Below are 25,736 nucleotides of genomic sequence, written 5' to 3'. Positions count from 1 at the left end.
GGGTTAGTATAACCATTGATTACTAAAAAAGTTCTCCGTATAAAATGGCTGGTTGTTGTCATTAAAAGCAACACCAACTCCTAACTCAGTAAACCCATTGTGTAATATATTCTTGCGGTGTCCTAGTGAATTCATTAAGCCTTGGTGGGCGAAAATACTGCTAAATTGCCCGTAAGCTAGGTTTTCTCCAGCAGTTGTAAAAGCAATTTCGTCTTCTTCCATTCGATCAAAAGGAGACTGGCCTTGTAAATTCGTATGACTAAAGAATTGATTTTCCGCCATATCAGTACTGTGTTTTCTAGCAGTTTCTCTTGCGGCCTCGTTCCACTCTAAGACAGGGAGGTTGTGATTTACACGAGTAGAATTAGTTAGGTCAAATAATTGATATTCAAAACCCTCTTTTAATTCTTCACTACCGGTAGTATAGAGAGAGTCCTTCGCAGCTTCTAAGTCCTCATCAATTATTTGAATAGCTGTGACCTCATTTCCTTCATGAATATCGTAAAAGATAGTCACATAGTTCCCATCTATTTGGTATACATCGTATTCTCCTTCGCTAGTGATTTGATAGTTAAACAAGCCATTGCGAATCAATTCTTCTGGTTCACCCAACGTATCGTTCACTACAGCTTTTGTGTCTCCTAATGCTATATTAAACTGTGAAGAGAGCAAATCTTGATTTGTGAATAACCCACGAACAACTTCTTGTTCATCATATGCAACCATCATAAAATTTTGGTAGTTTTCATGGTAAGTGGACCAATCTACACCATATTCATTCTCACTTTCTCGTGATGGCGCTCCGTACATTTCTTCAACGTCATTTTTTGCATCCCCTAACTCTACGTTTCCAATTGAAAAGGACTGCTCGTCTGGCGTTGCTAGTTCAGGTTTTTCTACCTGCTTTTGTTCTTTTTCTTGCACAGAATCAATTACGGAATTGTAAAGAGATGTAGCTTGATCTCTCACCTTGTCAAAATCAAAGTCATTATCTATCGTTTGGGTAGTAAAATCCTTTGCAGAGTGAAAAGTATCACTAACGGCTTCAGGAATAAATTCACGAGCGGAGTCTTCCCAAAACGGTCTCGTCCAAAACGCCAACAATATAATTAACAGCATAAAAAACAATCGCTTTAAAATATCTATTCCATCCTTCCTAGTTCTTATTATCTTTTAATTTTACAACATAAAGTTAACTCTAGGGCAAATTATAAAATCCAGTATTAGATATACTGGATTTTGTTATACCTATTATTTGAGATTTATAAGTGTTTTTAAATGTTATATCGAATTTGATCTAAAAATTTACTTGCTGCATTGGAGAATACTTGATGCTTTTTCCAGATAATATTTAATCCCGCATGTAATTTAGGGTTCAAAGGTTTAAAGCAAAGTTGGCTGTCTCCTGATGTGTTAATAAGTTTATCTAAACACAAGGCATATCCAAGATTTTCTTCAACCATGAGTGTGGCGTTATAAAGCAAGTTATACGTTCCAGTAATATGGAGATTCTTAACGTCCTGTCCAAACCAACCTGTCAGTTCATTATCCACGGTTGTTTGACGTGAGATTAATAAAGGTTTATCTATTAAATCCATTGGTTGGATAGATTGTTTATGTGCTAAAGGACTATCTTTACGCATTAATACGCCCCAAACATCCGTAGCAGGTAAGTGCATGTAATTATATTTTTCCTTATCTGTTGGTTCGATTACAATACCAAAGTCTAATAATCCACTGTCTAATTTATCTGTAATGTCATCTGCATTTCCACTGTATAAATGAAATTGAATAGCTGGATGATCCTTAAGTAACTCTTTTAAAGTCTTGGCAATAAAATGCATTGCTTCCGTTTCTCCGCCACCGATGTATATTTCTCCACTAATAATTTCTGCTGATTGTTTAAAATTTGCTTCTGTCTTATCGACTAACTCCACAATTTCTTTCGCTTTTGTTAGTAAAAATACTCCTTCGTCTGTTAAGGTAATTTTTCGGTTTCCCCTGATGAATAAAGGAAGACCTAATTCAGCTTCCAAGTCACTTAATTGTCTCGATAATGTAGGTTGTGATATATGTAAATATTTTGCTGCTGCAGAAATACTTTGTTGGTTCGCGACAGCAATGAAGTAACGTAATAACCGAACCTCCATAAAAAATCCCCCTATGTCTATTAGCTATATTAATGTATTTGATATAGGTATTTGTTATTTGAATAATATCATCTTATGATGTTATTGAGAAGGTAAATTACTTAAGAAGGGGGAGTTTAATTATGGCAATTAAAGATAAAGTGATTATTATTATGGGAGCTTCCAGTGGGATTGGTGAAGCAACTTGTAAGTAACTTGCCGAGGAAAGAAGTTGGACAATATTTTATGAAGAATTCTAAAAGTTTACTTATATTTATCTTAGCAGTTGGTGTTTTTGGTATTATCAATACCGAAATGGGTGTAATTGGCATACTTCCTGATTTAGCAGATCATTTTGATGTCAGTGTTTCGACAGCTGGTTTAATGGTTAGTCTTTTTGCGTTAGCCATTGCCATTGCTGGACCAACGCTGCCATTAGTATTTTCTCGTATGAATCGAAAAAAAGTAATGTTACTGGTATTAGTTATTTTCATTATTGGTAACATTATTTCCGTTTTTACAACCAATTTTACGGTTGCTTTAGTAGCACGTGTTATACCAGCCTTTTTCCACCCGGTCTATGTCTCGATAGCTTTATCAGTTGCTGCTGCTTCTGTTAGCGAAAAAGAAGCACCAAAGGCTATCTCTAAAGTTTTTATAGGTGTTTCCGCAGGTATGGTTTTAGGTGTGCCAGTCGTAAGCTTTATTGCCAATACGATTTCACTTGAAGTGGCGATGTCCTTTTTCGCTGTTGTAAATATTTTTACCTTAATTGCAACATTAATTTTTGTACCTTCCATGCCAGTACAAGAAAGACTCTCTTACGGTTCTCAGCTAAAGATTTTAACGCATGGAATTACTTGGCTCTCTATTTTGGCTGTTCTCTTCTTAAACGCAGCCATTTTCGGAGTATATAGTTACCTTGCTTCATATCTAGATGTTGTAACGAATATGTCGGCAAATTTAATTAGTATCATGTTGCTGGTTTATGGTTTGGCCAATATTGCAGGGAATATTATTGCGGGCAGATTACTTACAGAATACCCTATCCGTTCTGTAACAATTTTCCCCATGGTATTAGTAGCCGTTTATCTTATCTTTTTCTTTGTGGCTGAACTTACTGTACCTACAGCTATTATTATATTAGTTTGGGGAATATTGGGAGGGATTGGTGCAAATATCAATCAATATTGGATTATGTCTTCCGCCCCTAAGGCTCCAGATTTTGCAAATGGGTTATTCCTGACTTCTGTTAACTTAGGTACCACGATTGGCGCTGGTATAGCGGGAGTTATCATTGCACAATTTGGAACGAAATACATTTTATTCGTAGGTGTCCTTTCATTAGTGATCGGTTTTATATGTATTATACTTCGAAATTCATTGTATAAAACCGCTGCATAATTCTTCTTTTTTTAGAGACTTAAGATCCGGAGATTTTCTGTTAAGGCACAGGGAGAACAAATAAAATCATCTGTATTTCATATACAGATTTATGAAGTACAGATGATTTATATTAATCAAAAACGGTATTTCCTATTTTATTGTTTTTATGAACATCCTCTGTTCCTGCGTCAAGTGCTACCCTATAATAGTGACATTTATGTTCGATAACATCTAGTGTCTTTTTCAGTTCCTCCATTTGTGTTTCTACAACGGCTTTTTGTTCCATAAATAAGTCATATCTTTGTTGCAGGGTGGAATCTCCATCAGAACACCATTCAATAAAAGTCTTGATATCTTTGATGGCCATTCCGCTAGATTTCAAGCATTGAATAATTTTTAATAAGTCTACATCCGATTCTTTAAACACTCTAGTTCCATTAGCGGTACGTTCTACAAAAGGGATTAGTCCCTCTCTATCATAATAACGTAAAGTGTGTACAGTGAGATTCAACTTTTTAGCAACATCGCTGATAGAATAAGTCATTCTTATTTCTCCCCTTTTTTAACAGATAAGAAAGTATAGAACTTTCTTATCTGCATAAGTGCAACTAAGTCATTCGCCCAAAGGCTTGGCGAATGCCAAGTTTTCTAATAAATACAAACCTTGAGCTAACTTAATGGTTGAAAAGGATTCTATCACAGTACTTGGGGAACGTCAAAAATAGGATTTAAAGTTAACTCTATTTTTCTGCATGTTGTAAGGATAGTTAATAAAGGCTGAAATGAATTATCTAAAAAAAGAATCTAATTAGTTGACCTAAAGTTAACTTCATGGAGTAACATGATTTCCAAGAATAGGGAGGCGTACATGGATAAAAAATGAATAAAAGGAAATTCAATTTTAATTTAGCCATTGATGTCTAATACAAACATCTTATCTTAAAAATATATTATCGGAGGTTTTAATTTATGGTAACTGCTAAAGCACGAGCTGTCGATGGTCCAAACAAACCATTTCGAGCAGCTGAAATTAAACGTCGTAATCTGGATAAAAAGGATGTACTAATTGAAATCAAATATGCAGGTATATGTCATTCTGATATTCATACTGCTCACGGCGATTGGGGAGATGTACATTATCCTATTGTTCCTGGACACGAGATTGCAGGAATTGTAACAGATATTGGACCTGATGTTACAAAATATGAAGTTGGCGATCGAGTAGGTGTCGGCTGCATGGTTGATTCCTGTGGAGAATGTGAGAATTGTCTTAAAGGAGAAGAACAGTACTGCCTTAATGGCAAAATAGACACCTATGCAGCGGTTGATAAATATGGGGAACATACGCAAGGTGGCTATTCTACCCACATTGTCGTATCGGAGGACTTTGTACTCTGCATTCCTGAGAGTATCGAGCTTGAGGTCGCAGCACCATTACTTTGCGCAGGTATTACAACCTATTCCCCGTTAAATCATTGGAAAGCTGGCTTAGGTAAGAAGGTAGCCATTGTGGGGATGGGAGGCCTTGGCCATATGGCTGTCAAAATTGCACATGCGATGGGAGCTGAGGTAACTGTTCTATCACAAACATTGAATAAAAAAGACGATGGATTGCAATTTGGGGCAGCTGACTACTACGCTACAAGTAATCCAGAAACATTTGAAAAACTTGCTGGCTCTTTTGATTTAATTATTAATACAGTAAGTGCAAAAATTGACATGGATGCCTATTTCGGATTACTTACGCTTGACGGCATGCTGGTTAATGTTGGTGCTCCCGGAGAACCCTTGTCATTAAACGTACAATCTCTTATCGGTCATCGTCGCTCGTTTGCTGGTTCCATGATTGGTGGTATCCGTGAGACGCAAGAAATGTTAGATTTCTGTGCCGAACATAACATTGTTTCTCAGGTTGAAGTCATTTCTGCCGATCAAATTGATGAAGCTTTCGAACGCGTCTTGGCTTCTGACGTTCGATATCGATTCGTAATCGATATCAGTACCATGTAGTTTATGTAAGGTAGTAAATACCAATGATTATATAGATCATTTGAAAATTTAATTTGAGTTGGTAACTAGTTAACTAGTTGAATTATCGTTATAGAGCGGTAATTCAACTAATGAATACAGAAAAAGTTCCTTATATCAAAAGTATACTATGCGAGGAGTAATGTGGATGAAAAAAATCTTATCAGGATATCTAATCGGTATTCTTTTTCTTATTGGTTGTTCCGCAAATGATGAGCAAAATTCTTCTAGTAATCAAGATTCTTCTAATAATTTGGGAGATACACAACAAGAAGAGTTATCTTTGCCTGAAAATCTAGAAGTTATTGCTGGAAATTTGGATGTCCCATGGTCCATCGAGAAACTGGAGGATACATTTTATTTAACAGAAAGATCTGGCACCATCGTTAAGATAGAAGGAGGAGAAGTGGAAAGGCAAAGTGTAGAACTCAAGCAAGAGATATCCACAGCCTCAGAGGCAGGGTTACTTGGATTTGTCCTTGCTCCTGACTTTTCCGAATCGAATCTAGCTTATGCCTATTATACGTATGAAGAAAGTGATGGGCAATTTAATCGCGTCATAACACTCCGTTTGGAAGATAATGTTTGGAGGGAAGAGAGTTTGCTTCTCGATAAAATTCCAAGTGGCTCCTACCATCACGGAGGAAGACTTAAAATTGGACCTGATGGGAAACTTTATGCAACAGCTGGGGACGCTTCTGAACGTGAAATAGCACAAGATCTCGATTCATTGGGTGGTAAAATTTTAAGAATGAATCTGGATGGATCGATTCCAAATGATAATCCTTTTCCGAACTCATATGTCTATAGTTATGGCCATCGAAATCCTCAAGGGATGACCTGGTTACCTGACGGAACACTATATGCTAGTGAGCATGGAAACGATGCTAATGATGAAATAAATAGAATAGAAGCCGGTCAAAACTACGGCTGGCCAATTATCGAAGGATATGAAGAACAGGATGGGATGGTCTCACCGCTATTCACTTCTGGAGATGATTCAACTTGGGCACCATCAGGAATGGACAATTATAATGGAAAATTGTACGTTGCAGCATTAAGGGGATCTGCTGTTTTAGAATTTGATCTTGAAACAGGTGAATACCGTGAAGTTATAACCGGCCTTGGAAGAATTCGAGATGTACAGATTGAGGATAACTATCTTTATTTTATTAATAATAATAGAGATGGGCGCGGTGCTCCACAGGAGAATGATGACAGGCTATATAGGATATCACTTTCAGAATTAGATTAACTACAAAAGATTGAACTGTCATTACCAAATATGACACATAAATAACGGTAAGGAAATCTCACCTAAAAACAGTACGATTGCGTTACGCTTTTTAGCGGTATTAATTGTTGTGTATGGGGTGCATTCTTCCTTCGATGAAGACATGGGTTCTAAGCTATTCATATCAATCCAATGGGTTGGTTCACTGATGATTAAACGATAAGGTTTTTAATTGACTACCTATCTATCATAGGAATCTATATTTGTGGTACACATTATACTTTGAAATTTATTCACAGCAGGAAAAACTTTCTTAACTGCCAAAAAACTTCAAGGTAAAGGCTTGCCTTTGAGTCGACTTCAAGGTGTACAGTATAACTATCCAAAAATAAAGGAGAGATAATATTATGGAAATCAAAGACAAAGTAGTTATTATTACAGGTGCCTCCTCAGGAATTGGTGAGGCTACCGCAAAATTATTAGCATCAAAAGGCGCGAAAGTCGTATTGGGGGCTCGTCGTGAAGATAAGTTACAAGAGCTGGTTGAAGCAATCAAAAATGAAGGTGGAGAGGCAACCTACAAAGTGACGGATGTTGTGAATCCAAAAGACAATGAGGAGCTTGTCAAGGCAGCAAAAGATACATTTGGAAAAGTAGATGTTATCTTCTTAAATGCTGGGCTTATGCCGAACTCACCATTATCCGCATTAAAAGTGGATGAATGGAATAGCATGATTGATATTAATATCAAAGGCGTTTTAAACGGAATAGCTGCGATATTACCAACGTTCACAGAACAAAAATCTGGACATGTCATTACGACTTCTTCTGTAGCTGGATTGAAAAGCTATCCCGGCGGTGCCGTTTATGGTGCGACCAAATGGGCGGTGCGTAATTTGATGGAAGTCCTTCGTATGGAATCAGCACAGGAAGGGACTAATATTCGTACAGCAACAATATACCCGGCAGCTATTAATACAGAATTACTTGATACTATTACGGATAAAGATACGTTAGAAGGGGCAACCGAAATGTATAAGCAATATGGCATCACACCAGACCGTATAGCCAATATTGTAGAATTTGCCATTAATCAGCCCGAAGATGTCAATGTGAACGAATTTACTGTAGGACCAACAGATCAACCTTGGTGATGTGAGAAGTTTTATGAATATAAAAGAAATTAGTGAAAAATATGAGGTTCCTTCAGACACGCTAAGGTATTGGGAACGGGTTGGTGTAATCCCACCTGTTCAAAGAGATAGCAGAGGCTATATCGAGACTTTGATTCAGAGGATTTAGATTGGGTTTACTATACTAAGTGTATGCGAGATGTTCGTGTCTCTACCTGAGCGAATTATTGAGTACATCTCCCTTTTCAAAAAGGGAGATGGTACAATCTGAAGCCGAAAAGAAATCTTAATAGAACAGCGAGATGAATTAGCAGAAAAGCTCGATGTTTTGAATAAAACCTATGATTCATTAAATAGAAAGATTAACAACTATGAAGAACTAATGCTATCTTATGAAGGAAAACTTCGTGCACATGAAGATAAGTAGTTTTAAATAAAATCAAGAAACATTAACAGAAGAATTACCAATTAAATAAAAATTTTCTCTAATAAAAGGTAACGTATAAATTTCTTTAATTAATGGATAACAGGAGGGTAAAATCATGAATGTACTTATCATAGGAGCGAACGGACAAATAGGCCAACATCTTGTGAGAAAGCTAAAAGAATCAGGTGAGCATAATCCCATTGCCATGGTTCGAAAAAAAGGGCAAACGCCAAAATTTGAGGAACAAGGAGTCAAAACAGTACTCGTTGATCTGGAAGGAAGCATTGATAATATCACCAATGCAGCGAAGGGGGCGGACGCAGTTGTATTTACAGCGGCGGCTAAGGGAAATGTTTTTATATCGGACAGGTAATAGGTTATAATAAAAAGTGAATCAGATATGTTTGTCTTGTGATGATAAATAGGAGGTACGAACCATGTCGAAATTGACGAAGGTTGCAAAACTGCTGAACAATCCTAAAGTGAAAAAAGCGGTTAAAGAAAAAGGTATACCGATGATCAAAAAGGAAATTGAAAAAAGGAAGAATAGATCGAAGTAAGACGATCGCAGGTTGTAGCGGTTGTCTTTTTTTGTGGGGAAAACTAGCGCTGTTAACGGTGGAAGAAATTTATTTTCAGTGAACACCGCATAAAAGATCCGTTCTTGGTATTCAGTTCCTTTGTTGGCTCTGGGGCATTTTTTGCAACACGGTGGGCGTCCAGTAGTTTGCCACATCATGTTGTCATATCTGTAATCAAGGCCTAACCCCCTAAAATACTAGCTTTTTATAAGAAACGCTTTTTATTACAGATAGAAAAGGAGTAGCAACCTAAGCTACTCGCTTTCCATTTAATGAGTGATTATATCAAAATCTGTAAACTTTAATAATAAAACTTTCAGGTTTATTTTGTTGTTGTAAAGTAGCACTCCCCTAGAATTTCCTTCGCTTGATATTGATCTGGTGAAAGCTCTTTTTCGATAAAAGAATTAAGATCTGATTGTTCAACACCACACATTACTTCAATTTCTTTGGAAAATAGAAGTTTTTCCTTTTCAAGCAAGCAAGAAAGGGATGGTTGTTCTTTTGGCTGTGGTCCTTCCGTATTTAGAACTTGTTTTAATCCGTCAACATAGTATTCAAATGGACGACCACCAACAATTTTTACGCCTTTGTTTTCTTTATTGATCATGATAATAGTAGGAAACCCTCTGGCACCTAAGCTTCTAGTTAGACTAAAATCTTCATTCAATAATTGTTGTCCGATTGGTTGTTCAGCTTCATTTACAATGGCTTCCCCATCAAGACCAAGTTTATTTACGATTTCAATCATAACGGATTTGTCTGAAATATTTTGATTAAATGCGAAAAGTGCTTCTCTTGCACGGCGCAAATATTCAAATGCTTTTTTCTCATTATGATTTTTTTGAATCACCTTAAATACACGAGAAGGTGGGAAGGAGGATTGAACGGGATTATCAATCATTAAAGTCCCATCAATTGGCATTCTTGAATGTTCTCCAACTTCTCTCCAGTGACCAGCAACGTCGGCTGGTTTATAAATTCCGTTTGCAGGATCGATTGGTCCGTCATGCCATTTTTCCAGCAAACCACCCATAACTGTATGAAAGTTAAAATAATCACCATACTGCTCTACAAAACGACGAAGAACAGGTTCAATTGCCCAGCAATGAGAACAAATGGGATCTGTCACATAATAAAGATTAACCAATTTTTCTGGTTGATTAAAATCAATTACTTCCATTTCCTCTTCCCCAGCTACTCCGCATACACCTGTTTCTAAATCACAAATCATATTATTATTGTTTTTCAATTGATTTTCCCTCATTTCTATAGAATAAGGCGAGGAAAAAGAAGCAAAATCCTTATACCTCGCTTTAAATCATTTCTTCAAAATTATTTGCTTACAATTGGATTTTATAACATAATGAAAATCATCAACACCAATAGTTCTTTGTAAATGTCGTTTATACAACATATTGAAGAAGTTGTTTAAAAAGTAGGAGGGAGATCAACATGACTCAACCAAAGACGGATCCCCGAATCGGGCGTACCCGTAAATTAATCATGGATTCTTTTATGGAACTTTCAAGTAAAAAAGAATTCAAGGATATAACCGTTAAGGATATTACAGCTGAGGCTTTGATTAATCGTGCCACATTCTATTATCATTTTGAAGATATATATGACTTATTGGAAAAGGTATTATCAGAAGTATTGTTAGTTAATTTGGATTGTGATTACTACCAAAATAACGAACTAAATGAAGAAGCGTTGGTTAGCATCTTCATAGCGATCACAAATTTTCAAAAGTCATTATCTAATCGTTGTCATAGAGGATACGAAGATACCATTGCTCGTATCATTAGGGAACAGCTCGAAATCATTTTTTACAAAATGTTGTTAAAACAAAATAGAACTGAAGAGGATGAAGCTCTAAAAATTACTGCTGCCATATTAAGTTGGGGGATTTACGGGGCTTCTGTAGAATGGAGAAGAAATAGTAAGAAGATACCGCCGGAAGAATTTATCAAATTAGCAATTCCTTATATAATGTCTGGGATTGATTTTGATTCTAAAAACTAACAAGTATATAGGGATAATGGGACAGGAACACCGTCCCCGCTATACTTATCAGGTCTGAAATCATCTTAGACTTTTGACTTTAACTAAGGTGATTTCGGTACCTTTAAAGTTTATAGTTCAATAATATAAAACCCAAAGATCGTACATTTAGAAATTAAGTGTACGCCCTCTCTCGCTTACAGTGTTGAACTTATTTTACTCCCTATAGAGATAACCCAGAAGGAATTAGATGACAGCATTGATTTTGTATTATAATTTGCCAGTCGTTCCTAATGAATTAAAGCATAAGCTTTCTAAATGCTTTAGTTTGAATCAAAAGTGTGATAGTTGAGAAAAAGAGTACCATATACATCTTCCGCAAACGAACCTATTGTTGAATTTCTTATTTATTAAGTTTATATATTTCACGGGCCATTGATTCTAGAATATAAAGAACGGGTACTTGTGTAGTAATATTAGCGTTTTCAAACCACTCTTCAGTTACATAATATGGGATGTTTATATCAGATATTTTTGCAATGGTTGAGTGTTTATTGTTTGTAATACTAATAATTTTACTTCCTTCTTGTTTAAGTTGATTAAGATGAGTGACTGTAAAGTTATTTTCCCCCAGGACGGATAAAGCAATTGTAGCGCTATTATAACGTAGGCTAGAGTGAATTGGAAAAAGAGGATCTTTAATATACATCGAAAATTTACCTAAGCTTGAGAAATACCTTGCTCCATATTCTGCCAGAATACCTGAGCTCCCTATTCCAATAAAAATTACACTATCTGCTTTGTTAACTACACTTGCAGCCTTCCTAATGTTTTCCTCTATATCTCCTTTTAACGTTCGCTCAAAAAATTCTGTTACTGAATGCTGAGAACTTTTCAAAACAGTCTTTTTATTTTCTTCTAGATGCATTTTAAGCTTCACTTTAAATTCTGAAAAACCCTCACAATTAATTTTTCTGCAAAAACGTAAAATGGTAGCAGTTGATACATGGGTTTCATCTGCCAGTTCACGAATTCGCATATAAGCCACTTTATCACTGTTTTGACTAATATAGTTGTATAAAGAAGTTTCTAACTCATTGAGTGAAGCGATTATTTCATGTGTAAACATTAATGTTGGATTCCTCCTTTTTTAAGCCCCTACAACTTAATTTTAACATAACATTCAACAAGACACATGTCGTTACATTTAGGTAACAAATGACTTCTTTCGTTATTAAAAACTAGATGCTCTACACTTATTTACCGTCTTACCAAATACAGATACAATTTAGTCATAAGCTATAGTTTTTTCAAATTGCAACCAGCTGTTTGGCTGTTAAATTTTCTGGAGGTGTATCGAGTATGACAAAAGGTATTAAGATTGCAACGATTGGTGGGGGTTCCAGTTATACCCCTGAATTAGTAGAAGGATTGATAAAACGATATAATGAATTACCAGTTAGAGAGTTATGGCTAGTAGATGTTGAGGCAGGAAAGGAAAAGCTAGAAATCGTTGGCAACCTTGCAAAAAGAATGATAGAAGAAGCAGGTCTTCCAATTGAGGTTCATTTAACACTTGATAGAAAAGTAGCTTTAAAGGATGCTGATTTTGTTACTACTCAATTTCGTGTTGGATTACTCGATGCTCGTGCAAAAGATGAAAGAATTCCATTAAAATATGGTGTTCTAGGTCAGGAGACAAACGGGCCAGGCGGTTTATTCAAAGGATTACGCACCATCCCAGTTATTTTAGATATCTGTAAAGACATGGAAGATCTATGTCCGAAGGCGTGGTTAATCAACTTTACTAATCCTGCTGGTATGGTAACAGAAGCTGTGCTACGCTATTCTAACATCAAGAAAGTTGTAGGATTGTGCAATGTGCCTATCGGAATGGAAATGGGTATTGCAAAATTATTAGATGTTGACCATTCCCGTATCCGTATTGATTTTGCAGGACTGAATCATATGGTATATGGTCTAGATGTGTACGTAGATGGTGTAAGTGTAAAAGAAGAAGTTATAACAAAATTGTCTGATCCGGAAAATAGCAGTTTCGTTAAAAATATAGACGGAATAGGTTGGGAACCTGAGTTTATTCAATCATTGAATGTCTTGACATGTCCATACCATATGTATTACTACAAATCGAAAGAAATGTTGGATAAAGCTGTTGAAAACTCCAAGACAGAAGGCACCCGCGCTGAGGTCGTTCAACAATTGGAAGAAGACTTGTTCGAACTTTATAAAGATAAAAACCTTACTATCAAACCACCTCAATTAGAAGAACGTGGCGGAGCATATTATTCAGATGCAGCCGTTCGTTTGATTACATCTATCTACAACGACAAACGTGACATTCAACCAGTAAACACGATGAATCGTGGTGCAATTGCTAGTATTCCGGATGAATCAGCCGTTGAAATCAGTTGTGTTATTACAAAAGATGGTCCTATACCGTTGGCAATAGGTGATCTACCGGTTGCTACCCGTGGACTTGTCCAGCAAATTAAGTCATTTGAACGTATTGCAGCAGAAGCAGCTGTAACTGGTGATTATAATAAAGCCGTGCTTGCTTTAACGATTAATCCTTTAACACCAAGTGACGCAATTGCTAAACAAATTGTAGATGAAATGATGGAAGCACATAAAGAATACCTTCCTCAATTCTTCAAAGACAAAGTTATACTTTAATTAGAGGCAGCTATTGTCAGAAGGTCCTATGCTTAAGTAAGTCAGGTTTCTGATTTTAGTGAAATAAAAGATGATTTGGTTAAGATTACCATTACCATTCATGACTATAGGTGAGAATGTGGTTAAATTTTAAGAACATAGGTGGAAGAATGAGAAAGCCCCGGCTATATATGCTGGGGCTTGATTTGTATAGGTTATTGTTGAAGTGACAAATTAAGACTGTACTTTCAATATAGTAATAAAAATTTCCAAGATATGAAGCTTTCTGTTGACATATATACCATATGGGGGTATAGTATAAGTATAAGCGAAAAGGAAGTGATTAATTTGGATAAATTCTTACATGATCACCCAATTAAACCAAGAACAAACGATGAAAAGCAGAAGGTTACTAACCGTTTAAAACGTATAGAAGGTCAAGTTCGTGGGATACAGAAAATGGTGGAAGAGGATCGATATTGTGTAGATATTTTAGTACAAATCAGTGCGATTCAATCCGCATTAAAAAATGTAGGTTTCTCTGTTACCGAACGACATATCAACCATTGTGTCAGTGATGCGATCAAACAAGGTGAAGGTAAAGAAACCATTGAGGAATTAATGACTGTCATGAAGCAGTTTTCCAAATAAGGAGGAGCCATTATGAGCGAAACAAATCATGCAACACTTGGAATAACAGGAATGACTTGTGCTGCTTGTTCCACTCGTGTTGAAAAGGTTTTAAATAAAATGGATGGAGTAGAAGCCCAAGTCAATTTAACAACAGAAAAGGCAACCGTAGATTACGATTCAAAGAAAACTTCGATTGAGGATATTACGAAAAAAATAGAAAATGTTGGTTATGGTGTTCTCATGGAAAAGGCCGAATTTGATATCTTTGGGATGACTTGTGCAGCATGTTCTACCCGTATTGAAAAAGTTTTGAATAAACAAGACGGTGTTAAGCTTGCAACAGTAAACTTAACTACAGAAAATGCAACAATTGAGTATAATTCTGGATTAGTTGATCAAAAGGCTTTAATTGAGAAGATCCGAAATATTGGCTATGATGCAAAACCAAAAGCAGAGGCAGAGGAAAAACAAACCTATAAAGAAAAAGAACTACACCAGAAGAAGACGAAACTAATCATTTCAGCCGTACTATCTGCACCATTAGTAGTTACGATGCTCGTTCATTTATTTGGCATGAATCTACCTGAAATATTCATGAATCCATGGTTCCAATTTGCTTTAGCAACACCTGTTCAATTTATCATCGGATGGCAATTTTATGTGGGTGCATATAAGAACCTGAAAAATGGTGGAGCAAATATGGATGTATTAGTCGCATTAGGTACTAGTGCTGCTTATTTCTATAGTTTATACGAAGCATTTAAGACCATTGGAAACCCAGCATATATGCCACATTTATATTTTGAAACAAGTGCAGTTTTAATCACATTGATTTTATTTGGTAAGTATTTGGAAGCGAGAGCAAAAAGCCAGACAACGAATGCACTATCTTCTTTACTTAATTTACAGGCAAAAGAAGCTCGCATTATAAAAAATGGCGAGGAAATCATGATTCCAATTGAGGAAGTTGTCGTTGGTGATCAGTTAGTTGTAAAACCAGGAGAGAAAATACCTGTAGACGGTATGGTTGTAAAAGGAAAAACTTCTGTCGATGAATCGATGATTACGGGAGAATCCATTCCAATTGAAAAGGACGTAGACGCAACTGTTATCGGCTCGACCATAAACAAAAATGGCTCGATTGAAATGCGCGCGACGAAGGTTGGTAAAGATACTGCCCTTGCATCGATTGTCAAAGTTGTCGAAGAAGCTCAAGGATCGAAAGCACCAATCCAACGATTAGCCGATGTCATTTCTGGCTATTTCGTACCGATCGTTGTAGTGATTGCCATTCTAACATTTACCGCATGGATCGTGTTTGTCCAGCCTGGTCAATTTGAACCTGCATTAGTTGCAGCAATTGCTGTACTTGTTATTGCTTGTCCTTGTGCTTTAGGACTTGCAACACCGACATCAATTATGGTTGGTACAGGAAAGGCTGCAGAGAACGGAATTCTTTTTAAAGGTGGAGGACATCTAGAAAGAACCCATCAATTAGAGGCAATCATTCTTGATAAAACAGGAACCATCACAAAAGGGAAACCAGAAGTAACGGATTTTACTGGTGATAAAGAAGCATTACAATTATTAGCTAGTGCAGAAAAAGGATCGGAACATCCGCTTGCAGGAGCTATTGTGGCATATGCAACAGAGAATGAAATCGACTTTGTGGATGTGGATGAATTTAACGCAATACCCGGTCATGGTATTGAAGCTAAGATGTCTGGAAAACAAATCCTTGTTGGAAATCGAAAATTAATGGTGGATCATCAAATAGAAATGGAAGATTCTGAAGAAAAATTAGTTGACTATGAGACAAATGGTAAAACAGCCATGTTAATTGCTATTGATGGTAAATATCGTGGAATTGTTGCGGTTGCAGACACCATTAAAGAAACAGCACCCGAAGCGATTAAGCAATTAAAAGAGTTGGGAATTGAAGTAATCATGCTAACAGGTGATAACGAAAGAACCGCTCAAGCTATTGCCAAACAAGTAGGAATCGACCAAGTGATTGCTCAAGTGTTACCTGAAGAAAAAGCGGATAAAGTAAAAGAAATTCAAGGACAGGGTAAAAAGGTAGCAATGGTTGGTGATGGTGTGAACGATGCACCTGCATTGGTTACTGCAGATATTGGAATTGCCATTGGAACTGGTACAGAAGTGGCGATTGAAGCTGCTGACGTTACCATTCTTGGTGGAGAATTATTGCTTATACCGAAAGCCATTAGAATCAGTCATGCAACTATTAGAAATATTCGTCAAAACCTCTTCTGGGCCTTTGGCTACAATACAGCAGGAATCCCAATTGCAGCAGTCGGATTACTTGCACCATGGGTTGCTGGTGCAGCAATGGCATTAAGTTCGGTAAGTGTTGTATCTAACTCACTTCGTTTAAAACGAGTGAAACTATAAGAATGCCAATTTAAAGGGGGTGAAAAATCGTGGAAAAAACGTTAAGCGTACAAGGCATGACATGCGGCCATTGCAAAATGTCAGTTGAAGGTGCATTAAAAGAGTTAGATGGTGTATCAGCAGCTGAAGTTAATTTAGAAGCTGATAATGTAGATGTTACTTTTGATGAATCAAAAGTAAATGTTGATGCCATGAAAGAAGCTATTGAAGAACAAGGCTATGATGTTGCCTAAATATAAGAATGAAAAGCTGGTTTTCCTTTTGGAAAATCAGTTTTTTATTATGAGCATTTCTTTATAATAAGTAATGCTTTTTATTTTTATAAAACCTTTGTCAGGCGTGGAGGAGGTTGAAAGTTGAACTGAAATGTGCCAGTGGAGAGAGCATAATCAACCCCCTAAATAACGAACATCAAGGTTACTTATGCTAACTTCAACCAGTATAAATGAAAGAATAAAAGGAAAAGCCCGGGAGAAGTTAATAATTTCCATCCCGGGTTTTAAATCTAATATTGATTATGTATTCTTCTTGTTGTATTTCGGAGGCATGCCTTTTTAATATTACAAATTCGTCTACAATCTAACTATTTTTGTTTAATCATCAATACTTTTTCGTACAGCTATTCCTGCTTTAAGTATGTGCTTAAGAGAAGTTAATAGTATTCAACAGATTATGTTGTTAAATTTCTTGTATGGATAGATACAAAGAATAGTTTCCATAATCGAGTATTTTATTAAGAAAAAGATTCAATTGTTCTTGAGTATTAACTTTCACTTTCATATGGTAACATCCTTCTCCCGATACTCGGTGAGCTTCAACTATCTCTTTTTGTTCCTTAATAAAACGTAAAAATGAATCATGGTTTGCTGTTTTCATATAAATTATGACAAATGCTGTATAAGAAAGTCCTAGTTTCATTTCGTCTACTATTAGAGAATAGGCTTTAATTACACCACTTTCCTCAAGCTTTTTAATACGATTCCCTACAGCTTGTCCGGTCATATGAATTTGTTTCCCTAAGTCTTTCCATTGGACACGAGAATTTTCAGTTAGTATCCGAAGTATTTGTAAATCAATGTTATCAAGTTCCATAATAAATTCCCTTTCACCATGAAATGATTTGCTGTAAAAGTGTTTCATCAAAGTATCGATAAAAATTAAGGTATCATTTATCATTATATTGTAACAAAAAATTTAATGAGGTGATAATAATGAGTACAGCTTTAATTATTGTTGATATTCAAAATGACTATTTCCCAAATGGCAAGATGGAATTAGTCAACCCTGATAAAGTAGCTGCTAATGCTGCCAAAGTTATAGAATGGTTTAGACAGCATCACAAAGATAATATTTTTCATGTTCAACATATCGCAAGCGATCCAGCACTAGGATTCTTTCTTCCAGATACAGAGGGAGCTGAAATACATGAAACTGTTCTACCATTCGAACACGAAAACATTATCGTAAAAAATTTCCCTAACAGCTTTTTGAAGACTGGTTTAGAAAGCAAGTTAAGAGAAAAAGGTGTAACCAAGGTAGTCGTTGTAGGTATGATGACGCATATGTGTATTGATGCAACAGTTAGGGCTGCAGTTGATCTAGGTTTTGAAACTACACTAATTGAAGATGCATGTGCGACTAGGGACTTATCTTATCAAGATAAGGTTGTTCCAGCAGAACAGGTTCACTATGCGTTTGTTAGTGCACTTAACGGCATGTATGCCAATGTAATTTCGACCGAGAATTTCCTGCAACAAAACAACTAATTAATTCCAAAGGGAGTTTGTTTTAAAAAACAATCTCCTCTTTTTGTAAATAAAAAAAGTATTAAATTTTGCTCTATTAAGCTAATTTTATAAATTATCGATTGTTATTAATAAGTAGTGCAGCAAATCAACATTATATGTAGTTGGAAAGTAAAGTCGTAATGTTAAAATTACGATGATGAAAATAAAATTATTCAGCATGAAGTCTTGAATTATATCGAATGCAAGTGGTAATATTATTAAATCAGTGTGTGGAGATATTGATCTAATTTTTGATCAAAAATATATGTCTCATGATACGTCTGCCATCTGAAATAGTATAAATGGAGATGACGAAGTATGCATGAGGAGACGAGGTTACCTCGCAGTGGAAAAGAATTTATATTGTTCTTGGCCATCATTTCAGTACTTTCAGTAAATATTATCGCACCACTTATTATGGGATTTGAATTTGGATTCGAAAAGCAAGTTTATTTTAACACATTGCAAGTGATTCCGTTTGTATGGATTTGTGTAATTTTATTGGTAACGCTTGTTGCAAATCCGATCGTTAGTAAATTAGTACCATTGTTTGTTAAACCTACGGACGGATTTAATGCCAGAGTATTATTCACTATATTGTTTAGCGTAACCATCTTATCCATTTTACTGACAGTTATCGGATCTTGGATTGGCATGAGAGAAATTAGTTTCCAGCCAATTCAAACGTTCTTTTATGATTGGCCACGTAACTTTTTCATCGCATTTTGGGTTGAAACGTTGATTGCTCAACCGATAGCGAGATTTGCAATGAAAAAATTACATGCAAGTCAGACTAGTAAAGCAGTAAATGCATAACGTTCAGTTTAAAGGATTTTTGTTTGCCATAGTGTATACAAAAAAATTAAAAGCCTACACAGCCGATTGATTTTATTAAAAATCAGTCGGCTTTCTTTGTAGAAAGTATAAGTGAAGGTCGAAACAAGACTGAGAAGTAAGAGAAAAGCACTTCATCAAGACATTGAAGATCGAAATAAGACTGAGAAGTAAAAGAAAAGAGCTTCATCAAGACAATGAAGATCGAAACAAGTTTGAGAGGTAAAAGAAAAGCACTTCATCAAGGCAATGAAGGTCAAAATAAGGCTGAGAAGAGTAATAAGCTATCTGTGCGGAGTATTCAGATGTTGCTATTGTTTGTGTGTTCATTTCCGTCCCCTTGCCAGAACTCAAGTACGACATACAAAAGGGATTTTAGTACCTATAAGTATCCATTGATATTTGGATAGATTATAGCATACGATACAATTAGAAGTACAACATGTGTTGCGCCTTAAGGATACGAGTTATTGCGTTTTCCCTTAGAGTAATACGAATATTTATCCGTCGTGTAGAATAATTAGATAAGTATGGAGGGAGTGACAGAAGTGGCTAAGTTTATTAGTAAAGGTATTGTAAAAGCGGCAGGATTTATGGACATGAAAAATAGAATAAATTATTTTAAGGCTGCACCAGAAGCATTAGAGAAAATTATGGAACTAGAGAAGTATGTAAAGAAAACGGCTATTGATAGAAAGTTGAGGGAACTGATAAAAATAAGAGTATCTCAAATCAATGGCTGTTCTTATTGCACCAATATGCACACCAAAGAAGCGAAAAAGTTAAAGGTAACGGATGAACAGATTAACCTTTTAAACGCTTGGGAGGCAACGAACATATACAGTGAAAAAGAAAAAGCAGCGTTACAACTAGCAGAAAATATGACATTAATTTCAGAAAAAGGAGTTAATGATGAGTTGTATAATAGAGTGAGAGAACATTATGATGAAAAAGGATATATAGATCTAGTTATGATCATAAATCAGATAAATACGTGGAACAGGTTATCTATTTCAATGGGAAATAAAGCGGACAGTTAAATAAATGACTAGGTTTTTGACAGTGACAGAATTGAGGGAGGCCATCCTTGTATGGATCTAAGACCGAATATAAGGAAGACCCTGTTAATAAAGGTTATATAACTATCCGAAAGTTGAGTCAAAATGGCTTTTTCCCTAAGTAAAGAAAGTATAGAATTTTGCTCTATTAAGCTTACTTATATCAACGGCCATGTCCAGCTTCAGCGCCCAGCAACTAGCAGTGGTCTTGGTGGGGCGAGCATTTAGCGCAGTCCCAAACTTCACACCCCTCCACTACGATAAGTCAACATCGGTTCGTACTAAAAGGAAGGCCGACTAAAACCGGGCTGTCGCTTAGGCATCGGCATACCCCTGTTGCAGGGGCATGTTTCCTTTATCTCAAAAGAAGGGAGGAAGTTCGATTAAAACCGCCACAAAGCATGAGCAACATCGAACTACCCACGTTGCGTGGGCACAGTTTGTACGTTGCTAAACGGGCGCTTACGCTTTTCTTACTTTGCGCAATAAAAATTAGTATTTATTATCTATTGTTAATCCCTCGTTGGAGATAAATCATTTCTTCGGCAAGTTTTTGAATTCTCTCGGAAATATTACGATTTATTATTTCGTCACTTTCTTCGTTAAAGGAATCATTATGGATAAAGACATTACCGGTAGGAACTAACCCTTTAAAATAAGAAAGGACTGGTTTTAATTGGTATTCTGGTACTAGAAAATGTTTGTTAGACCATCCTGTTACTACAATGCCTGTTACTTTATATTTAAAGGCATTTTCAGGGAAAAGGTCTAATAGATTTTTTAATGCTCCTGAAATGGATGCTTGATAAATTGGTGTACCAAATACCAGGAAATCGGCAGACAAAATTTTATTAACAACATCCCAAGTATCATCGTTATACTCTGCTAACGGAGCACCAACAGAAAATTCAATCTCATATTCCCTTAAGTCAATTAACTCTGTCTGTATGGTTGAGTCAAGAAGTTTAGCTGCGACCAAAACGTCGTTTACTGCTAGAGATGTCTTGTCACCAGCCAGTGCTCCCGATATCCCGACTAGTTTCATTATTACTACCTCTTTTCACGTTTTCATAGTCAACGTTTATATTATTTCTACTTTTACCACACCCGATGTCACCATTTTAATCAGATGCATCATATTAGTACTAAATCATTTATGGGCTAAACATTTTATAGTGAAGCATATCTTATCCTGATTTTTAATTCAACCAATTTGCTTGTATCTGAGCAAGAGGTCAACAAACACAAATTTTCATGAAATGCTCCCAGTATATTCTACATCATGCTTATAATTGATAGTTTTAGAAGGGAGCACAAAAATATCACACTTTTTCAGAAAAGAGTGAATTAAATTGAATAGATGAAGAGCGTGCTTTAATCACTACTTTTTCAAAACACGCTCTTAATCTATTCGTTTATTAGGGTTAATTGATCATACATTTATAATTAAAGGCTCCTATTACGCTGACGTCGTCCGATAATCTGGTTTTGGGGGTTTTGATCATTATCCTCTAGAGAAGATTCAGTCGCAAAAGGTATAAGGTCCTCTTCATTATAATTAGAGAGGTTCCGCTTTCCCAATGACTTATATCTTATTTGAAATTCTTCTTGGTATTCGGGCATCTCCTGCTCAGAAGATGACTGTTTCATGCCTGCTATCAATGTCTCAAATTTATAAGTCCCTCTATTAATGATTCCACACAAATCTTCAAGGGACTGGGTCAACTCCATTAAACAATCCAATCCATTCCTTAAAATAATTCCCTTTTTTTTAGCTTTTTCAATAGAGTGTTCCAACCTGTAGGAATTTTCCAGGTAGTCAAATTCAATAAAGCAACTGGTGCGATCCCAATTGAAATGGTAATCTTCAATTTTAAATTCCTTCATAACCTTTGAAAGCCTTCTTTCATATAAACCTTGATCATTATGTGGCATCCATTTTAATAGATTTATCTTGAACATACTATTCACCTTCCTTACTTCTTCTTAGTTTGGTGGTACAGCTACCCTATACTTATTAATTTCTACAAAGTGAACAAAATTCCTGCATTAATCGTTTTACATTTATCGACATTTTTTTCAAAATAAGCTTTGTTTTTTATTCATTTATGTTGCCAAAGTAAGTCAAAAGGAATTGTTCACTATAAAACTGTACAATTCACGAGTGGAAATTAGATTATTCATCCAGTTCCACTCGAGTTTTTACTTCCAAAAATTGAAAACATAATAATTGCAATGTTACTTAATTTTCATTAAAATATAATTAAGTAACATTAAAGGAGGAAAAACTGTGGAGTATGTTGATCCTATAAAAAACATTGATGATATTATGGCTATCAAAGAAGTATTAAAGCAGCACTCCCAGCGAGATTTATTGTTTTTTGTATTTGGTATTAATACAGGGTTAAGAGTTAGTGATTTACTTTTCTTAAAAATCGATGATATATGGGATGGTGAAGAGATAAAAGAATTTTTATATGTGAAAGATACTCACAGTGACGAAGAAAAGGTCTTCTATATAAACAACAGTATACAAATAGAACTAAAAAAGTACTTATCCCTGTTTGATTTTAATAACAGTCATTACCTCTTTAAATCAAAGAAAAACAATCACCCCATTACTCGTCAACAGGCATATCGCATTATTAATCAAGCGGCAAAGGATGTGGGAATAACAGGGAAAGTTGGGACGCATACGTTAAGAAAAACTTTTGGTTACCACGCCTACCGGAAAGGAATTGCCATCTCAATTTTAATGAAAATTTTTAACCATCATTCGGCTCCCGAAACGTTACGATATATTGGTTTTGATAAAAGTGAAGAGCACACAATTAAAGTAGATGTCAATTTATAACCGTTAAAATATGTCATATAGTAACCACTTTAAAGTCTACAATCGTTTTATCCTCTCTCCATCTTTAACTATTCGAATTTTTAGATTTAAAATCCTTATTCATTTAATTTGACAGGCGTTATAACAATATTGAAAGTATTAAGGTTTTGTTAATTAGTAAATGAATAGAAAGGAATGACCTATAATTGAATGTACTAGTTTCTAAATTAAAAGAAGTATTGTTTGCAGTTCTCCCTATTACCGTCCTGGTATTGATTCTAAACTTTACCTTAACACCTTTAGATCCAACATTAATTATTCGATTTATTATAGGAGCCATCTTAATTATAATTGGATTAGCTATTTTTTTATTAGGAGTCGATTTAGGAATTACTCCTATTGGTCGGTCTATGGGTAAGACCATTGCAAAATCAAATAAAATTTGGATTGTTGTAATCGCTGGTTTAATGCTTGGTTTTTTTATTTCAATCGCTGAACCAGATTTGCATATCCTCGCTGGTCAGGTGGATCTTGTTACAGGAGGTTTGATATCAAAGGTAGCAATTGTTATTGTTGTTTCAATCGGGATTGGTGTATTAATTTCCACAGGTTTAGTTAGAATTGTTTATAATTTTCCACTATATAAATTACTGATTATTTTGTACCTTATCATTTTTGTACTCGCGCTATTTACATCCCCAGAATTTTTAGCCATTTCTTTTGATGCTTCGGGGGCAACTACCGGTGCATTGACAGTTCCTTTTATTTTAGCACTTGCCTTGGGAGTTTCTGCGCTGAAAAAAGATAGTAAAGCTTCCGAGAAAGATAGTTTTGGATTAGTAGCTGTTGCTTCTACAGGTGCAATCATGTCAGTGATGATTATGAACATCATTTCGGAAACTGATAAAATGACAGGTAGTCTTGAACATGCTGTAATTGACACGACATCCATTTTTGGTCCTTTTATCCATGAAATTTTAGTAATAGCTCAAGAAATTATTGTGGCATTACTACCTATTCTAATACTTTTTCTTATATTTCAGAAAGTTTCCTTTAAAATGTCCAGAGGAGCCTTTAGAAAAGTCCTGATGGGTCTATTATTTACTTTTCTGGGACTTGTTCTATTCTTAGTCGGTGTAAACGCAGGCTTTATGGATGTTGGAACTACAATTGGACATAACATAGCCTCTTTAGATAATAAAGCATATGTTATTATTGTAGCATTCGTGTTGGGATTGGTTACCATATTAGCGGAACCCGCAGTGCATGTTCTAACACATCAGATAGAGGATGTTACGAGCGGATATGTAAAGAGAAAAGTGGTTATGAGTACGCTTTCGATAGGAGTTGGTTTGGCGGTTCTTTTATCAATAATAAGGATACTCATACCCGAGCTTCAATTGTGGCATTATCTTTTGCCCGGGTATGTGATCGCGTTAGCAATGACATTTTTTGTTCCTAAGCTGTTTGTTGGGATTGCCTTTGATTCTGGGGGAGTTGCATCAGGTCCGATGACTGCTACTTTTATATTAGCATTTGTACAGGGAGTTGCTGAGTCAATAGAAGGTGCAAATGTCTTAATTGATGGATTTGGTATGATTGCATTGGTAGCAATGACACCTATAATTGCTTTACAGATACTAGGTCTTGTTTTCAAATTAAAATCAAGAAAAGAAAAAGGAGGATTAGAGCGTAATGTCGAGTAATACTGAAATGGCGGACTATGAACTTGTTTGTATTATTGTAAACTTCGGATTAGGAAGCAAAGTAATGCATACAGCTAAGAAACACGGTATTTCAGGGGGGACTGTGTTGTTAGGAAAAGGAACACTCAAAAACCACCTCTTGAAATTCTTAGCTATAACTGATGTTAGAAAAGAGGTCGTTTTAATGGTCTCTGATAAAAAAAAGGTCAGTCAAGCGCTTGAACAGCTTGATAAAAAGTTTAAATTTACTAAGCCTAATCACGGTATAGCATTTACAACTTCGGTTAGTCACGTATTAGGAGCAAGGAGTTGTAAAAGCGATCATATTAAAGAAGGAAGAGGTGCGGAGAATAAAATGTATCATTCTATTACGGTGATTATAGAAAAAGGGGATGCAGAGTACGTGATCGAAGCAGCAACTGAAGCAGGTTCTAAAGGTGGAACGATCATTAATGCAAGAGGCTCAGGAATTCATGAGACTAGTAAGCTATTTTCCATGGAGATTGAACCGGAGAAAGAAGTTGTTATGATTCTGTCAGAAAAAGAAAGCACAGAAGCAATAGTATCCTCGATAAGGAAGAAACTCAAAATTGATGAGCCAGGTAATGGGATTATCTTCATTCAAGATGTCAATAATACGTATGGTTTATATGAGTGATATTATTTCGCAGCCTTTTTAAAGAAATATATAGCTTTTCTTATCGCTTTGTAAAAGGATAAAATTAAAATATATTTAGCGACAGTAAAAGCGTTGATAAGAAAGAAATGATAAAAATTCTTTAATTTGCTATAGTAAAAGCTTGTTTCGATAATCTTTTTCAAACAAGCTTTTTATTTTCACTTGTTTAAGGATTAGTATCAATTTGATCAAACTT

At 35.6% G+C, this 25,736-nt stretch carries 26 protein-coding genes; 18 read left to right on the top strand and 8 right to left on the bottom strand.

The annotated features are described in order from the left end of the window. Window positions 1-3: 3 nt before the first annotated feature. Entirely contained in the window at window positions 4-1,119 is a 1,116-nt protein-coding gene (locus CFK40_RS00555) for a CAP domain-containing protein (protein WP_089530192.1), read from the bottom strand. 155 nt (window positions 1,120-1,274) lie between these two features. Further along, on the bottom strand, window positions 1,275-2,150 hold the full coding sequence (locus CFK40_RS00550) for a LysR family transcriptional regulator (protein WP_089530191.1): 876 nt from the start codon (window positions 2,148-2,150) through the stop codon (window positions 1,275-1,277). 225 nt (window positions 2,151-2,375) lie between these two features. Here CFK40_RS00550 and CFK40_RS00545 point away from each other — a divergent pair, with 225 nt between their 5' ends. Beyond that, window positions 2,376-3,533, top strand: coding sequence for an MFS transporter (locus tag CFK40_RS00545; protein WP_089534244.1), 1,158 nt, complete (start codon window positions 2,376-2,378; stop codon window positions 3,531-3,533). 112 nt (window positions 3,534-3,645) lie between these two features. On the opposite strand, the gene CFK40_RS00540 is transcribed toward CFK40_RS00545, so the two are convergent. After that, entirely contained in the window at window positions 3,646-4,059 is a 414-nt protein-coding gene (locus CFK40_RS00540) for a MerR family transcriptional regulator (protein ID WP_089530190.1), read from the bottom strand. 425 nt (window positions 4,060-4,484) lie between these two features. On the opposite strand from CFK40_RS00540, the gene CFK40_RS00535 reads away from it, so the two are divergent. The 6 genes from CFK40_RS00535 to CFK40_RS21440 all read left to right on the top strand — a co-directional run bounded on the left by CFK40_RS00535 (window position 4,485) and on the right by CFK40_RS21440 (window position 8,897). After that, the gene (locus tag CFK40_RS00535) at window positions 4,485-5,525 is read left to right on the top strand and encodes an NAD(P)-dependent alcohol dehydrogenase (protein WP_089530189.1); all 1,041 of its coding nucleotides are present in this window, start codon (window positions 4,485-4,487) and stop codon (window positions 5,523-5,525) included. Between the two features lie 166 nt (window positions 5,526-5,691). Next, window positions 5,692-6,798 (top strand): PQQ-dependent sugar dehydrogenase, encoded by a 1,107-nt coding sequence (locus CFK40_RS00530; RefSeq protein ID WP_089530188.1) that lies wholly within the window; start codon window positions 5,692-5,694, stop codon window positions 6,796-6,798. A gap of 386 nt (window positions 6,799-7,184) precedes the next feature. Next, a complete protein-coding gene (locus CFK40_RS00525; RefSeq protein WP_089530187.1) occupies window positions 7,185-7,931 on the top strand; it encodes an SDR family oxidoreductase in 747 nt (248 codons plus the stop codon). Between the two features lie 13 nt (window positions 7,932-7,944). Continuing rightward, entirely contained in the window at window positions 7,945-8,079 is a 135-nt protein-coding gene (locus CFK40_RS21730; protein ID WP_227001840.1) for a MerR family DNA-binding transcriptional regulator, read from the top strand. Between the two features lie 373 nt (window positions 8,080-8,452). Next, entirely contained in the window at window positions 8,453-8,710 is a 258-nt protein-coding gene (locus CFK40_RS00515; RefSeq protein ID WP_089530186.1) for an NAD(P)H-binding protein, read from the top strand. Between the two features lie 64 nt (window positions 8,711-8,774). Beyond that, the gene (locus CFK40_RS21440; protein WP_264371384.1) at window positions 8,775-8,897 is read left to right on the top strand and encodes a hypothetical protein; all 123 of its coding nucleotides are present in this window, start codon (window positions 8,775-8,777) and stop codon (window positions 8,895-8,897) included. A 343-nt stretch (window positions 8,898-9,240) separates the two neighbouring features. On the opposite strand, the gene CFK40_RS00510 is transcribed toward CFK40_RS21440, so the two are convergent. Next, a complete protein-coding gene (locus tag CFK40_RS00510; RefSeq protein WP_193433361.1) occupies window positions 9,241-10,152 on the bottom strand; it encodes a DsbA family protein in 912 nt (303 codons plus the stop codon). Window positions 10,153-10,373: 221 nt separating this feature from the next. Between CFK40_RS00510 and CFK40_RS00505 the strand changes: the two genes are divergently transcribed. Next, on the top strand, window positions 10,374-10,943 hold the full coding sequence (locus CFK40_RS00505) for a TetR/AcrR family transcriptional regulator (RefSeq protein ID WP_089530184.1): 570 nt from the start codon (window positions 10,374-10,376) through the stop codon (window positions 10,941-10,943). A gap of 382 nt (window positions 10,944-11,325) precedes the next feature. On the opposite strand, the gene CFK40_RS00500 is transcribed toward CFK40_RS00505, so the two are convergent. Then, entirely contained in the window at window positions 11,326-12,051 is a 726-nt protein-coding gene (locus CFK40_RS00500; RefSeq protein ID WP_089530183.1) for a MurR/RpiR family transcriptional regulator, read from the bottom strand. Between the two features lie 233 nt (window positions 12,052-12,284). Here CFK40_RS00500 and CFK40_RS00495 point away from each other — a divergent pair, with 233 nt between their 5' ends. From CFK40_RS00495 to copZ, 4 genes are all read left to right on the top strand, one after another. After that, entirely contained in the window at window positions 12,285-13,616 is a 1,332-nt protein-coding gene (locus CFK40_RS00495; RefSeq protein ID WP_089530182.1) for a 6-phospho-beta-glucosidase, read from the top strand. Between the two features lie 327 nt (window positions 13,617-13,943). Next, entirely contained in the window at window positions 13,944-14,246 is a 303-nt protein-coding gene (locus CFK40_RS00490; protein ID WP_089530181.1) for a metal-sensing transcriptional repressor, read from the top strand. Window positions 14,247-14,258: 12 nt separating this feature from the next. Next, the gene (locus tag CFK40_RS00485; protein ID WP_089530180.1) at window positions 14,259-16,643 is read left to right on the top strand and encodes a heavy metal translocating P-type ATPase; all 2,385 of its coding nucleotides are present in this window, start codon (window positions 14,259-14,261) and stop codon (window positions 16,641-16,643) included. A 29-nt stretch (window positions 16,644-16,672) separates the two neighbouring features. Then, complete coding sequence (copZ, locus tag CFK40_RS00480) at window positions 16,673-16,876, top strand: copper chaperone CopZ (RefSeq protein WP_089530179.1); 204 nt, start codon at window positions 16,673-16,675, stop codon at window positions 16,874-16,876. A 445-nt stretch (window positions 16,877-17,321) separates the two neighbouring features. Here the strand turns inward: copZ and CFK40_RS00475 are convergent, their stop codons facing one another. Next, complete coding sequence (locus CFK40_RS00475) at window positions 17,322-17,735, bottom strand: Lrp/AsnC family transcriptional regulator (RefSeq protein WP_089530178.1); 414 nt, start codon at window positions 17,733-17,735, stop codon at window positions 17,322-17,324. Between the two features lie 119 nt (window positions 17,736-17,854). On the opposite strand from CFK40_RS00475, the gene CFK40_RS00470 reads away from it, so the two are divergent. From CFK40_RS00470 to CFK40_RS00460, 3 genes are all read left to right on the top strand, one after another. Further along, entirely contained in the window at window positions 17,855-18,409 is a 555-nt protein-coding gene (locus CFK40_RS00470) for a cysteine hydrolase family protein (RefSeq protein WP_089530177.1), read from the top strand. Between the two features lie 339 nt (window positions 18,410-18,748). Beyond that, window positions 18,749-19,246 carry a hypothetical protein gene (locus CFK40_RS00465; protein WP_089530176.1) on the top strand — a complete coding sequence of 166 codons (498 nt, stop codon included), beginning with the start codon at window positions 18,749-18,751 and terminating at the stop codon, window positions 19,244-19,246. A gap of 617 nt (window positions 19,247-19,863) precedes the next feature. Continuing rightward, the gene (locus CFK40_RS00460; protein WP_089534243.1) at window positions 19,864-20,304 is read left to right on the top strand and encodes a carboxymuconolactone decarboxylase family protein; all 441 of its coding nucleotides are present in this window, start codon (window positions 19,864-19,866) and stop codon (window positions 20,302-20,304) included. Window positions 20,305-20,824: 520 nt separating this feature from the next. Here CFK40_RS00460 and CFK40_RS00455 read toward each other — a convergent pair. Further along, entirely contained in the window at window positions 20,825-21,367 is a 543-nt protein-coding gene (locus CFK40_RS00455) for an NADPH-dependent FMN reductase (RefSeq protein WP_089530175.1), read from the bottom strand. A 401-nt stretch (window positions 21,368-21,768) separates the two neighbouring features. After that, window positions 21,769-22,284 carry a hypothetical protein gene (locus CFK40_RS00450; RefSeq protein ID WP_089530174.1) on the bottom strand — a complete coding sequence of 172 codons (516 nt, stop codon included), beginning with the start codon at window positions 22,282-22,284 and terminating at the stop codon, window positions 21,769-21,771. 328 nt (window positions 22,285-22,612) lie between these two features. On the opposite strand from CFK40_RS00450, the gene CFK40_RS00445 reads away from it, so the two are divergent. From CFK40_RS00445 to CFK40_RS00435, 3 genes are all read left to right on the top strand, one after another. Continuing rightward, window positions 22,613-23,176, top strand: a complete 564-nt coding sequence (locus CFK40_RS00445; RefSeq protein WP_089530173.1) for a tyrosine-type recombinase/integrase — start codon at window positions 22,613-22,615, stop codon at window positions 23,174-23,176. A 185-nt stretch (window positions 23,177-23,361) separates the two neighbouring features. Then, window positions 23,362-24,861 carry a DUF1538 domain-containing protein gene (locus CFK40_RS00440; protein ID WP_089530172.1) on the top strand — a complete coding sequence of 500 codons (1,500 nt, stop codon included), beginning with the start codon at window positions 23,362-23,364 and terminating at the stop codon, window positions 24,859-24,861. Then, the gene (locus CFK40_RS00435) at window positions 24,851-25,519 is read left to right on the top strand and encodes a P-II family nitrogen regulator (RefSeq protein ID WP_089530171.1); all 669 of its coding nucleotides are present in this window, start codon (window positions 24,851-24,853) and stop codon (window positions 25,517-25,519) included. The genes CFK40_RS00440 and CFK40_RS00435 overlap by 11 nt, the downstream gene beginning before the upstream one ends. The last annotated feature ends 217 nt before the right edge of the window (window positions 25,520-25,736 follow it).

It is taken from the genome of Virgibacillus necropolis (assembly GCF_002224365.1).
Lineage (GTDB): Bacteria > Bacillota > Bacilli > Bacillales > Amphibacillaceae > Virgibacillus_F > Virgibacillus_F necropolis.
Note: the sequence above shows the minus strand (reverse complement) of the source record. Positions and strands in the feature narration are given on the sequence as shown.